Origin of the sequence: Streptomyces sp. SPB162, from assembly GCF_029504575.1 — a bacterium.
Taxonomy (GTDB): Bacteria; Actinomycetota; Actinomycetes; order Streptomycetales; family Streptomycetaceae; genus Actinacidiphila.
Genome location: NZ_JAQFII010000001.1, coordinates 4,007,148 through 4,019,819, shown reverse-complemented (window position 1 = coordinate 4,019,819; position 12,672 = coordinate 4,007,148). Strand labels below are relative to the sequence as shown.

The following is a 12,672-nucleotide window of genomic DNA, read 5'->3' as shown; positions in this document are numbered from 1 at the left end:
AAAACGCGTCTGCCGCGCACCCCGAAGGATGCGCGGCAGACGGCTGCACGCGGTCAGACGCTGTGGTCAGTCGGCCGAGACCACGGTCGTCCAGTCCAGAGCGCCGTGCGCCCCCGTGGCGGGCGCGAAGCCGCCGCCCTTCAGTCCGGCGAAGAACTTCAGCACGCCCCGCTTGTCGGCGGCGTAGAGGTCGGCGACACCGTCACCATCGGCGTCCCCGGCGCTGAGGATCCGCGGGTAGGCCGCGGCGGTGAAGCCCCTGCCGTACGCGGTCCAGGCCGCAGGGTCGGCGAGCGTTCCGTCGGCGTTGCCCGCCGCCAGGGTGAGCAGGCCCGAGACGTCGTCGCGGAACAGGATGTCGGCGACACCGTCACCCGTCACGTCGCCGGGGGTGACGACCGTGCGGTGCTCCAGGCCGGTGGCCAGCACGGTGGGGATCATCGGTCCGAAATCCGGTTCCCACTTCAGCAGTTGGCCGTTCTCCACGCTGAGCAGATCGCCCTCCCCGCTGCCGTGGAGAAGCTGCGTGGCGGCTGTCCAACTGGTGCCGTCGTCCCGGGTCCACTTGCCCAGGCTCTGCGAGTACTGGCTGAAGTCACCCAGACCGTTGTTGCCGTAGGCCGACATGTACCCGGTGTCGCTCACCCTGAGCAGGTCCTGGTAGCCGTCCCAGTTGAAGTCCCCGTTCCGCACCACGGCCCCGGGTGCCCATGCGCCGCCGGAGTCGGCGTACGTCACCGCCTTCCTCAGGGTCCCGTCGCCCTTCCCGTACAGGACATACAACTTCCCGTCCGCGCCGACGGCCAGCAGGTCGGGATGCGCGTCGCCGTTGAGGTCGCCGAAGTGGTCCTGCTCGGCAAGGGACGAAACCATGAAGGTGTACCGCGTGTCCTGCGATACGTTCCCCGCCCGGTCCACCACCCGGACATTGATCCAGTTCGTCCCCCACTGGGTGGGAGTCAGCTTCACCGTCGCCCTGCCGTCAGCGCCGACCGGCACCGATGTGGCACCGAGGCCGCGTATGGCGCCGTCCAGCGCGTACTCGAACCGCACGGCGTCGGCCGCCGCCGGCCCCGACACCTGGAAGGCGAAGGCGCCCGTGGTGCGGACCGGCGGCGCCGGAGTCGTGGAGCCGTAAGGCGGGAAGACCTTGGACTTCACGACCGGCGAGGCGGGCGGTGTGTGGTCGGCGATGAAGTGGCACGCGGCCGACCAGTCGGAGGCCGTACCGTCCGGCGCCGCCTCGCGGACGCGCCAGGTGTAGGTCACCCCGTCGGTGAAGTCGGCGGCCGGAAGCTGCATCCGGCGCGGGCCTCCGCCGTACCCGCCGGCCTGTGTGTAGTCGTACGGCGTCGAGCCGTCGCTCGGCTCGACGAGGAACTCGGTGGTGTACCAGACCGACGAGTTGCCGTTCGACTTCGCGTCAAAGGTGACGCCGGTGTTCCCGATGTAGCCGTAGGGCGCGGTCGCCCCGCAGGCGTCACCCCCGCCCGTCGGGGGCCGGCGTGCTGGCGAGCCCGCTCGGAGCGGGCACCGGCACTGCGTCCTGGGCGGCCGCCGGTGTCGCGGCGGCCGCCGCGGCGAGCAGCGCGGCGGCCGGCACGACGGCGGCGGCGCGCCGCCATCCGCGCAGCCTTCGATGGATCACGGTCATGAATCCCCCCTCGGGATCCGGCGCGAGGCGCCGGTGTGATCGTTCGGTGATCGTCGTTGACGACACCGGCGATGAATCTACGCGGGGGGTCCGACAACGCCAACGGGGTTCTCGGGACGCGAGAGGCCCCTGAGGTGACGCGCATCATGCGAAACCGGCGGGTACCGCCCGGCGGCCGCCAACGAAACCAGGTGCTCCTCCCTGATATGCCGCACGCGGCCGCCCTCCCGGGGAGCAATCAGCCGCCGGGTTTCGGGGAACTCATCTGAGCCTGTTTCTTCTGCGCTTCGGAGACCAAGCGGTTCTCTTCCGCGGGAAAAGAGTTGAAGAGCCTGCCCAGCGCCCCCATCCGGCCCTGGAGGTCGGTTCCCCAGACGTCCGCCGCGTGCCCGACCCATGTGTCACGACCGACTAGGTCATTGACCTGCTTGATCGCGGTGCGGATGCTCGTGGCCGAGACCTCGATCCTGTTCATGTCCTGTCGGCAGAGGTTGCCGAGCTTGTCTTCGTCGGGCACGCCCATGACGCCTACCTTTCCGTTCGGATCCGTCAGTGAATTCCCACAGACGTTGTTCACGGCTGCCTCGGTTTGCCCACGCCGCAGCACACGATGCAGTGGTGGCACCCTTTCCGGCCGCCGCTCCGAGCCGTGCAAGAGCGGCGCTGCATTACGTCGTGTCGGCGCGGATGGCGAGCGCGGGCACCGACTTGCCCGACATCGTGTTGCTTCCGATGACCAGCACCCGGTTGCCGCTTTGCGTGACGAACCACGGCATGGTGCAGCGGTTGTCGAGGGCGGGGTACTGCTCTCCCACCGCGCAAGTGCCCTGGGAGGATCCCTTGGCCACTGCTGTCGCGGTCGCCCCCCGCACACGGATCACGTATGCGGCATACGTCGGGGACTGGGGGCCGTTCGTCACCATCGCGTAGAACCCGCCGCCGCGAGCGGCGGTCAGGGTGGCCGGCACCAGTCCGGAGATCGGTGTGCTGCTGCCGGGCAGGTTGCCGGAGATGCGCAGGCGATACGGTGCCTTGCCCAGCGGTAGGACAATCATGTCGCCGAACATGTCACCGGCGGCTGGCTGAACGTAGACGGTTCCCGACGAGTCGACGGTGCCGCGCCCGCCGCTTGTCCCGGGCTTGCCGTAGAGCAGGGTCACGCCGCCGCCCTTGAGCGACCAGACCCTGCCGTCGTCCACGACGATGACCGAGCCGTCCGGGCGTGCCCCGATCGGGGTCGGGGAGTCGAAGTGGTGCGAGGTCTGCGCAGGGGTAGGGGTGCCGTGCCGGTCCACCCGGATCAGACCGCCTGTAATTCCGAGCAGCAGTCCGCCGTCCGGCGTGGCCGCCATACCGGTGGCGTATTTCAGGGATGCGATCCGCGCGAAGCGGGTCACCTGGCCTTGGGGCGTCATGCGCAGGACATCGGCGGGGCTGTCGCTGCCATTCATCATGTAGACGTTGCCGGAGCTGTCCGAGGCCACGTAGCTGCCATCAGTTCCGCTGCTGACGGCCTCGCCGAGGTCGTATTCGGTGCTGAGGCCTTCGAGAGCGAAGGAGGCCACCTTGCCCGGCTCCGGGTCGGGGAGGCTGGGGCCGGCGGGGGCGGTGCCTCCCCCGGTGCAGCCATCGAGCAGCAACACGAGCGAGGCGACCAGAAGGGGAACGGTGAAGGTGCGCGTTCGTGCCTTACCTGCCATCGGGTGATACCTCGCCGGTGTCGAAGCCGCTTTTGAAGTCGTTCAGATAGTCAGCCCGGCCCTGCGTGTTCGACCACCAACCTTGGAAGTCCGGGTCGTCGACAGCATGTGGAGCGAGGGTTCCGGTCTGCGCGTTGTACCAGGGCCGATTTGTCGGGGGCGGTATCTGGCCCGAGCGGATCAGTCCCTGGACGATCGACGCGGAGAAGGATCTGTACTCCTGTTTGGCCTCAGCCTCGTTGACCTTCTCCTGCTTGCCGGCGTTGTCCACGGAGAAAGGATCGGTCTGCGGGGCAGTGACCGTCCTGCCCAGAGTGACCAGGTTCTGCGAGTACTTGAGACCTTTCGCGGCGGCTTCCATGCCTTTCGAGAGTGTCTCTCCTGCCGCCGCCGTGGGAGCGGGGATGTAGCCGAAGAGGCTTCCGGCGGTGGTGAGCAAGTACGTGTTGAACTTGTGCTTCTCGTCGAGCTGCTGCGCCTGGGTGTATTTGTTTCCGACCTTCGCCTTCGTGAACAGTCCCGCCAAGTTCCCCATGTTGGTGAGCTGATCGGTGGCGTCCTTACTGCCCGCCGCCTCCGAAACCTGCTCGTGCAGTGTGACGTCGAACATGGCTGCGGCGCCCGGGTTGTCCTTGGCGAACAGTTGCATGGCCTTGGTCAGATCGGTCGCGTTGGAGACCAGGACGTGGTCGCGTAGGTCGTAGCCGTGCGTACCGTCGGTCGCCGTCAGGCTGGTCGCGCCGAGATCCTTGGCCCAGGTAGCGGTGATGGCGGCCAGCGCGACCGCGGTGCCCTGGGGGTAGGTCTGGTACTGCTCCTTCTTGTCGGAGTCGTCGCGCCCAGCGAAGATGCCCTGCTCTTTGGCCGCGGCGGTCAGGATGTTGTCGGCCGCGATGCCTGACTGGTCCTGGTTGGCGGCGCTCCGGTCGGTGGCCGCGAGGGTCAGGACGCGGCGGATCGGATCGGACTCGTCGTGCGGTCCGTGGGCGCCCGGCGTCTGCCACTGGTAGTCGACCAACTGCTCGGCGTGCCGCAGGCCGGCGCCGTCGGGCTGGGTGAGGAGGGCGCGCGAAGCCTGGGCGTTCTCGCCGACGCGGTTCATCAGCGCCACCGACGGGTCGTTGGCCTCGATCGCCGCCACAAGGGCGGGACCGCCGTCCGGGTCGGTGTACCGGGGGTCCAGGCCGAGGGACTGGTACCAGTTGTTGATCCCCGGAGACGTGTAGAAGCCGTAGTAGCCGGCACTTCCGGTCCGGGGCATGTAGTCGGGCCGCATGCTGGTCCGCCCGGACAACTGCTTGGCGCGCCAGTCGAGCATCGCGCCGCCGACGTCGGAGAGCACCTTGGGGTTCCAGGTGTCACCGCTGGGGCCGTACTTGAAGAGCATGCCGACGGACCACATGTCGCCGCCGGGTGGGCTGGTCAGGGCGGCGAGGTAGTCGGGGGCCGGGTGGGGGTACTTTCCCTGCACCGCGAGATCGCTCATGACCTTGGTGGCCTGCCCGAACTGGGCCAGGAGCTTTTCGGAGTCCTTATTGAGGACGACCCCGTCGTGAGTCCCGTCCTGCGCGTGGAGGGCGGTGGCGGCCCTGACGGTGTCGTTGACGCCACCGTGGATCAGGAGCGAGGTCATATAAGCCGGATCGTCCTGGTGATCGGCCCATCGACTGGGCGATCTCCGTGATCGTCGCCCGTGACGCGGGGTCCTTCGGGTTGTCCAGCGCCTTCTTGAGAGCGGCCGCCTCCTCCTGTGCTTCCTGGGCCGTGTTGATGTCCTTCGTGTCCCAGGGGACGTTGACCATGTCGCCCTTCACCCCGCAGAACGAGATGTTGCCCTGCCGGAGCAGGTTCGCGGCCAGGTCCGCGCGCAGGGACATGTCCTTCGCGTTCTTGCGGACCTCGGCGGCCTGCTGGGCGAGCTGCACGAGATTCAACGTGCCGTCCCACCGGGAGAAGTTCGCACGTATGGCTGTCCCTTCCCGGTCGAGAGCGTCGGCGAGGTCCTTCAGCCGATTTGCCAACAACCGCACCCGATGCGGATCCACTCCAGCGAACTCACTCATAAAGCCGTCCCCGTACCAACGAAATGTCCGTCCTGTTCATGTGGTGATTGCTGAGTGGCAGCACGAGAGCGCAGCAGTTGACGATTCACAGCCGGCTTGTGCGGCAGTCGGCCGAGACCCGAAGGCCAGAAACGCGCTCGCCCTCACCGTCCGTGTTGCGGCCGGCACTGCTTCGCGCCTCGATCCGAGAGCACGTTCGTGGTCTGCCACACACCCTGCTTGTTCATGGTGGGCTGTGTGTTGTAGAGCACATGGCTGCCGGCCCCTTTTTCGATCGCCGGTCCGGCGGCGCTCGAAGACCTTCTTCGCGGAGGACGGGAAGGTGACCGTCGGCCGCCCCGACACGGTCGCCGTCGGGGACGGGGTCACGGACGGCGCGCTTGTCGACACTCCGGCGATCTTGCCCGGACCCTTGGAGTCGCTACCGCCGCAGGACGCCGGCACCCATACGACGGACGTCGCGACGCCGCCGGCGGGCGCGCGGGGGACGCGCATGATCAACAGGCTTCCCGTTCGTTTGGCGGACGCCGCCAAACCAGACTCATCGACGCCTCCGCCATGCGCCCCGCCCGCGGACCCCGTTCTCAGATGACCATGACACTACCCAAGGGACGCACGGGGCACGAGGGGGCCTTGGTGGCAATGGACCGCTGCCGTCCGCCATCTGTGTTCCGCACCGCTCCAACGAAGAACGGCCCCTCCGGAGCGACTTTCGTCACTGCAAAGGGGCCGTTCACCGGTACTGCTCTGTGCGCGAGGGGGGATTTGAACCCCCACGTCCCGAAGGACACTGGCACCTGAAGCCAGCGCGTCTGCCGTTCCGCCACTCGCGCAATAAGTGGCGCCGATCGATGCTCCTTCACCTTCCGGACCTTGGTCCGGGCAGTGCGGGAGCGCCTTCCGACTCGAGAAGATTAGCACGGCGCCCGGGGTGGAATCACACCCGTTTCCGCCCGCCCCGGGGGCCATCGCCAGGGCGGGTGCGGCGCGGGCCCGGGGCCCGGCGCCCGGACGCGGCCCGGGCCCGTCCGCGCTGTGTACCCCGGCCCCCACCGGGCAGGGTTCACCCGACAGCACCGCGCTGTACGGCCGCGCCCCCGGTTGCGGGACACTGGACAGGAGCCGCATCTACCATCCGAGTGGACCGTGTGAGGGTTGACACTGTCCCGTCCTCCGGGATCGGGGAACCAGCCGTTTTCCCGGCGCGTGGATACGATCAGTAAGCAGTATCGGAAGAGCCCGAGGAGGGAGGTGCCCCATGGGAGTAATGAAGCGCTTCGAGCAGCGTCTCGAGGGCTTTGTGAACGGCACCTTCGCCAAGGTGTTCAAGAGCGAGGTCCAGCCGGTCGAGATCGCGGGCGCGCTCCAGCGTGAGTGCGACAACAACGCCACGATCTGGAACCGCGACCGCACTGTGGTGCCCAACGACTTCATCGTCGAGCTGAGCACGCCCGACTTCGAACGGCTCAGTCCCTACTCCGTGCAGCTCGGCGAGGAACTGGCCGGCATGGTGAAGGACTACGCCAAGCAGCAGCGCTACACCTTCATGGGCGGCATCAAGGTCCACCTGGAGAAGGCCGATGACCTCGACACCGGCCTGTACCGGGTGCGCAGCCGCACGCTCGCCTCCAGCGAGTCCCAGCAGCCGCAACCCCACCAGCAGGCTCCCCAGCAGCAGCAGCCCGCCAAGCAGCAGTACGAGCCGCCGCGCGCCGCGGCGCCGTACCGACCCTCGGGACCGCCTCCGATGCCGGCGGGACTGCCCCCGGGCGGTCGGACCGGCGGACCGGCGCCCGTGACGCGACTGCCCGGCGCGGGATCGCCCTCCGGCGGTCCTGCCGGCGGCGCGGTGCGGCGCTGGATCGAGATCAACGGCAACCGGCACCAGATTTCCCGGCCGACGCTCGTTCTCGGCCGGAGTACCGAGGCGGATGTCAGGGTCGACGACCCCGGCGTCTCGCGCCGGCACTGCGAAATCAGGGTCGGATCGCCTTCCGTGGTCCAGGACCTCGGATCAACAAACGGCATTGTGGTGGACGGGCAGCACACCCAGCGCGCTACGCTCCGCGACGGCTCTCGCATCGTCGTCGGGAGCACCACCATCGTGTACCGGCAAGCCGAAGGGTGAAGCGGGGGCAATGTCAGAGCTGACCCTGACGGTCATGCGGTTGGGTTTCCTCGCCGTACTGTGGCTGTTCGTCATCGTCGCGGTACAGGTCATCAGAAGTGACCTGTTCGGGACCCGTGTGACCCAGCGCGCGGCACGGCGCGGGGCTGATCAGTCCCGCCCGCCGCAGCAGCGCCAACAACAGGCGCAGAACCAGCGGCAACAGCCGCAGAACAACCGACAGCGCCGAGGCGCCCCGACCAAGCTGGTCGTCGCCGAGGGCTCGCTGACGGGCACCACGGTCGCGTTGCAGGGCCAGACCATCACGCTCGGCCGGGCGCACGACTCAACAATCGTGCTCGACGACGACTACGCGTCCAGTCGGCATGCCAGGATCTACCCGGACCGGGACGGTCAGTGGATCGTCGAGGACCTCGGATCCACCAACGGCACCTATCTGGACCGGAATCGGCTGACCACGCCGACCCCGGTGCCGATCGGCGCGCCGATCCGCATCGGGAAGACCGTCATCGAGCTGCGGAAGTAGTCGCATCAATGGGCAAGCCCAGGGAGCACAGCCAGCGAGCGAGAGGGTGGGCAGCGTGCGGATGTACCCGGAGCCGACGGGCGAGGTGCGCATGACTCTGAGCCTGCGTTTCGCCGCCGGTTCGCACAAGGGCATGATCCGGGAGGGCAACGAGGACTCCGGCTACGCCGGTCCGCGCCTGCTCGCGATCGCCGACGGCATGGGCGGCCAGGCGGCCGGTGAGGTCGCCTCGTCCGAGGTGATCTCCACCATCGTCACGCTCGACGACGACATTCCCGGTTCCGACATCCTGACCTCGCTGGGCACCGCCGTCCGGCGCGCCAACGACCAGCTGCGCGTGATGGTCGAGGAGGACCCGCAGCTCGAGGGCATGGGCACCACGCTCACCGCCCTGCTGTGGACCGGGCAGCGGCTGGGCCTCGTCCATGTGGGCGACTCCCGCGCGTACCTGCTCCGCGACGGTCTGCTCACGCAGATCACGCAGGACCACACCTGGGTGCAGCGGCTCGTCGACGAGGGCCGGATCACCGAGGAGGAGGCCACCACCCACCCGCAACGCTCCTTGTTGATGCGCGCGTTGGGCAGTGGCGAGCACGTGGAGCCCGACCTGTCGATCCGCGAGGTGCGGGTCGGCGACCGGTATCTGATCTGCTCCGACGGGCTGTCGGGCGTCGTCAGCCACCAGACCCTCGAGGACACCCTCGCGGGGTACCAGGCACCCAACGAAACCGTGCAGGAGCTGATCCAGCTCGCGCTGCGCGGTGGCGGTCCCGACAACATCACCTGCATCGTCGCCGACGTCCTGGACGTGGACGACAGCGACACGCTGGCGGGACAGCTGAACGACACCCCCGTCGTGGTGGGCGCCGTCGCGGACAGCCAGCTGCCGATCTCCGATCCGCGGCATCTGCAGACCCCGGCCGGGCGCGCGTCGGAGCTCGGCCGCAACCCCCAGTCCCAGCAGCAGACGCAGCAGGCGGGCCCGGCGGGCTCCTTCGGCCCGCCCGGCAGCGGCGATCTGACGAACGCCGGACCGGCGCCGCTGGGCTCCTTCGGAGCGTTCGACGACGCGGACCTGGACAAGCCGGTCAAGAAGCGCAAGTGGCTCAAGCGCTCGGTGATCCTGGTCGTCGTCCTCGGCGTCATCGGCGGCGGCCTGTACGCCGGATACCGCTGGACCCAGACCCAGTACTACGTCGGTGCCAAGGACCAGCACGTCGCCGTCTACCAGGGCATCGACCAGAAGCTCGCGTGGATCAACCTGTCGAAGGTCAAGCAGGACCGCCCCGAGATCGAACTCAAGTACCTGCCGGCCTACCAGCGCGACCAGGTCGAGGCCACGATCGCGATGAGCGGTCTCGGCCAGGCCACCGACAAGGCCGACGACCTGGCCAAGCAGGCCGACGTCTGCAAGAAGGTCGAGACGAACAAGACCGCCGCGGCGAAGGCCAAGGCCGCCGCGAAGGCGGCCCAGGACAAGTTGAACAAGCCGGCGGGCACCGTCCCGACCCCTGGCCCCACCCTCTCGCCCGACGAACAGAAGCTGGCCCCGCAGTGCGGCACCCAGCAGTAGTACGAGGAGGGGGCAGCTCTTCATGAGTGCCAGCAACACCAGCACCATCTCTTCCGTCGGCGCTCCCAGCCGGCGCAACACCGAGCTCGCGCTGCTCGTCTTCGCGGTCCTCATCCCGGTCTTCGCGTACGCCAACGTCGGGCTGGCCAAGGACGGCTCGCTCCCCGCCGGCCTGCTCGCCTACGGCCTCGGCCTCGGCCTGCTCGCGGGCATCGCGCACATCATCGTGCGGAAGTTCGCGCCGTACGCCGACCCGCTGATGCTGCCGATCGCGACGCTGCTCAACGGCATCGGGCTGGTCCTCATCTGGCGGCTCGACCTGGAGCCGTCGATCACCACGGCGAGCCTCGGCGGCGCCATGGCCCCCAAGCAGCTCATGTGGTCCGCGGTGGGCGTCGCGCTCTTCGTCGGAGTCCTGGTCGTCCTCAAGGACCACCGGATCCTGCAGCGCTACACGTACATCTCCATGGTGGCGGCGCTGATCCTGCTGATCGCCCCGATCTTCTTCCCCGCCCGCTTCGGCGCCCGCATCTGGATCACCCTGCCCGGCATCGGATCGCTCCAGCCGGCCGAGTTCGCGAAGATCATCATCACGGTGTTCTTCGCCGGGTACCTGATGGTGAAGCGCGACGCGCTCGCGCTCGCCAGCCGCCGGTTCATGGGCCTGTACCTGCCCCGCGGGCGCGACCTGGGGCCGATCCTGGTGCTGTGGGCGCTGAGCCTGCTCATCCTGGTCTTCGAGACCGACCTGGGCACCTCGCTGCTCTTCTTCGGCCTCTTCGTGATCATGCTGTACGTCGCCACCGAGCGCACCAGCTGGATCGTCTTCGGCCTGCTGCTCAGCGCGGGCGGGGCCGTCGCCGTCGCCACCTTCGAGCACCACGTCCAGACCCGCGTCCAGGACTGGCTGCACCCCCTCGACCTCGCCCCCAACGGGGGCGTCACCGAGACCGCGCAGGCCATGTACTCCTTCGGCTCCGGCGGGATGTTCGGCTCCGGCCTCGGCCAGGGCTACTCCCGCCTCATCGGCGGCATCGCCCCCAAGAGCGACTACATCCTCGCCACCATCGGCGAGGAGCTCGGCCTGGCCGGTGTGATGGCGATCGTCATGCTCTACGGCCTGCTGATCGAACGCGGCCTGCGCACCGCCCTCGCCGCCCGCGACCCGTTCGGCAAGCTGCTCGCCGTCGGTCTGGCGGGAGCCTTCGCGCTGCAGGTCTTCGTGGTCGCCGGCGGTGTCACCGGCCTCATCCCGCTCACCGGCATGACGCTGCCGTTCCTCGCGCAGGGCGGTTCGTCCGTCATCGCGAACTGGGCGCTCGTCGCCATCCTGCTGCGCATCAGCGACACCGCGCGACGCCCGGCACCCAGCCCCGCCCCGTCAACCGATGCCGAACCGACCCAGGTGGTGCGCACCCAGTGAACAAACCCCTGCGACGGGTCGCGGTCTTCTGCGGCCTGCTCGTCCTCGCCCTGCTGATCCGCGTCAACTACGTGCAGTTCGTCCAGGGGGACACCCTGGCGAACGACAAGCACAACCGGCGGGTGAGCATCAACCAGTTCGCCCAGCCGCGGGGCGACATCATCGTCGACGGCAAGTCCCTCACCGGCAGCGTCGAGACGCCCGGCAGCGACTTCAAGTACAAGGCGACCTTCAAGGACGGCCCCATGTGGGCCCCCGTCACCGGCTACGCCTCGCAGGCGTACCAGACGACGTTCCTCGAAGGCGTCTACGACAAGTTCCTCACCGGCAACGACGACCGGCTCTTCTTCAACCGCACCATCGACATGCTGACCGGCAAGGAGAAGCAGGGCGGCACGGTCATCACGACCCTGAACGCCAAGGCCCAGCTGGCCGCGTTCACCGGCCTCGGCAAAAAGAAGGGCGCGGTCGCCGCGCTCGACCCCCGTACCGGCGCGATCCTGGCCCTGGCCAGCACGCCCTCGTACGACCCGTCGTCCTTCGCCGGCTCCTCGACGAAGACGGACCAGAAGAACTGGCTCGCCCTCCAGAAGGCCAACAACCCCGACGAGCCGATGCTCAACCGGGCGCTGCGCCAGGTCTACCCGCCCGGCTCGACCTTCAAGGTCGTCACCGCCGCCGCGGCGCTGGAGACCGGCAAGTACACCGACATCGACGCGCCGACCGACTCGCCGCTTCCCTGGAAGCTGCCGCTGAGCTCGAAGTTCCTGGAGAACGAGGGCGACCTGCCCTGCAAGAACGCCTCGCTGCGGGTGGCCCTCAAGGTGTCGTGCAACACCGTCTTCGGTCACATAGGGGACGATCTCGGCAAGGACAAGATGCGCGCGCAAGCCGAGAAGTTCGGCTTCAACCAGGAGATCATGACGCCGGTCCGCGCCGACGCGAGCGTCTACTCCAAGGACATGGACAGGCCGTCCAACGCGCTCTCCGCGATCGGCCAGTACAACACCGCCGCCACCCCGCTGCAGATGGCCATGGTGGCCGCCGCCATCGCCAATGACGGCAAGCTCATGCAGCCATACATGGTGGACAAGCTGCAGGCGCCGAACCTGAACGTGATCGAGCAGACGAAGCCCGAGCCGTTCTCGCAGCCGCTGAGTCCGACCAACGCCCAGAAGCTCCAGCAGATGATGGAGACCGTGGTCAAGGAAGGCACCGGCACCAACGCGCAGATCGACGGCGTCACGGTCGGCGGCAAGACCGGCACCGCACAGAACGGTGTCGCCAACAGCAAGAACCCTTACGCCTGGTTCATCTCCTACGCCAAGACCGCCGACGGCTCCCCGGTCGCCGTCGCCGTCGTCGTGGAGGACTCCGACGCCTCCCGAGGCGACATCTCCGGTGGCGGCCTGGCCGCGCCGATCGCCAAGAAGGTCATGGAGGCCGTTCTGAACAAGTGACGTGGGACGCGTGACACACGTCACTCCCCGGGCAGTTTCCACCCCATAACCACCCCATCGCCGTACCAGGCGATACCGGTCGGATATCGGGACCCGGTCACGTCCCGGATCCATCGAGCGTGCCGGGTACCGTATGCCCGAGCAT

The 12,672-nt window shown here is 68.3% G+C and carries 11 protein-coding genes and 1 tRNA gene; 5 read left to right on the top strand and 7 right to left on the bottom strand.

Going from position 1 to position 12,672, the window contains the following annotated elements; genetic code table 11:
• Positions 1-66 precede the first annotated feature (66 nt).
• From M2266_RS18300 to M2266_RS18270, 7 genes are all read right to left on the bottom strand, one after another.
• On the bottom strand, positions 67-1,302 hold the full coding sequence (locus M2266_RS18300; RefSeq protein WP_277439153.1) for a VCBS repeat-containing protein: 1,236 nt from the start codon (positions 1,300-1,302) through the stop codon (positions 67-69).
• A 178-nt stretch (positions 1,303-1,480) separates the two neighbouring features.
• A complete protein-coding gene (locus M2266_RS18295; protein WP_277439152.1) occupies positions 1,481-1,654 on the bottom strand; it encodes a hypothetical protein in 174 nt (57 codons plus the stop codon).
• A 238-nt stretch (positions 1,655-1,892) separates the two neighbouring features.
• Positions 1,893-2,177, bottom strand: a complete 285-nt coding sequence (locus M2266_RS18290) for a hypothetical protein (RefSeq protein ID WP_277439151.1) — start codon at positions 2,175-2,177, stop codon at positions 1,893-1,895.
• A gap of 145 nt (positions 2,178-2,322) precedes the next feature.
• Positions 2,323-3,354 (bottom strand): hypothetical protein, encoded by a 1,032-nt coding sequence (locus tag M2266_RS18285; RefSeq protein ID WP_277439150.1) that lies wholly within the window; start codon positions 3,352-3,354, stop codon positions 2,323-2,325.
• The gene (locus M2266_RS18280) at positions 3,344-4,987 is read right to left on the bottom strand and encodes a hypothetical protein (protein ID WP_277439149.1); all 1,644 of its coding nucleotides are present in this window, start codon (positions 4,985-4,987) and stop codon (positions 3,344-3,346) included. The genes M2266_RS18285 and M2266_RS18280 overlap by 11 nt, the downstream gene beginning before the upstream one ends.
• Positions 4,887-5,375 carry a hypothetical protein gene (locus M2266_RS18275; RefSeq protein ID WP_277439148.1) on the bottom strand — a complete coding sequence of 163 codons (489 nt, stop codon included), beginning with the start codon at positions 5,373-5,375 and terminating at the stop codon, positions 4,887-4,889. Before M2266_RS18275 ends, M2266_RS18280 begins: the two co-directional genes overlap by 101 nt.
• A 792-nt stretch (positions 5,376-6,167) precedes the next feature.
• Positions 6,168-6,250 (bottom strand) — tRNA-Leu (locus tag M2266_RS18270).
• Between the two features lie 425 nt (positions 6,251-6,675).
• Here M2266_RS18270 and M2266_RS18265 point away from each other — a divergent pair.
• The 5 genes from M2266_RS18265 to M2266_RS18245 all read left to right on the top strand — a co-directional run bounded on the left by M2266_RS18265 (position 6,676) and on the right by M2266_RS18245 (position 12,527).
• Positions 6,676-7,545, top strand: coding sequence for a DUF3662 and FHA domain-containing protein (locus M2266_RS18265; RefSeq protein WP_277439147.1), 870 nt, complete (start codon positions 6,676-6,678; stop codon positions 7,543-7,545).
• Between the two features lie 10 nt (positions 7,546-7,555).
• Positions 7,556-8,071: an FHA domain-containing protein gene (locus M2266_RS18260; protein ID WP_138351203.1), complete on the top strand. Its 516-nt coding sequence runs from the start codon at positions 7,556-7,558 to the stop codon at positions 8,069-8,071.
• A gap of 61 nt (positions 8,072-8,132) precedes the next feature.
• Positions 8,133-9,644: a PP2C family serine/threonine-protein phosphatase gene (locus M2266_RS18255; RefSeq protein WP_277441251.1), complete on the top strand. Its 1,512-nt coding sequence runs from the start codon at positions 8,133-8,135 to the stop codon at positions 9,642-9,644.
• Between the two features lie 22 nt (positions 9,645-9,666).
• Positions 9,667-11,067 (top strand): FtsW/RodA/SpoVE family cell cycle protein, encoded by a 1,401-nt coding sequence (locus M2266_RS18250; protein WP_277439146.1) that lies wholly within the window; start codon positions 9,667-9,669, stop codon positions 11,065-11,067.
• Positions 11,064-12,527 carry a penicillin-binding protein 2 gene (locus M2266_RS18245; RefSeq protein WP_277439145.1) on the top strand — a complete coding sequence of 488 codons (1,464 nt, stop codon included), beginning with the start codon at positions 11,064-11,066 and terminating at the stop codon, positions 12,525-12,527. Before M2266_RS18250 ends, M2266_RS18245 begins: the two co-directional genes overlap by 4 nt.
• Positions 12,528-12,672 lie beyond the last annotated feature (145 nt).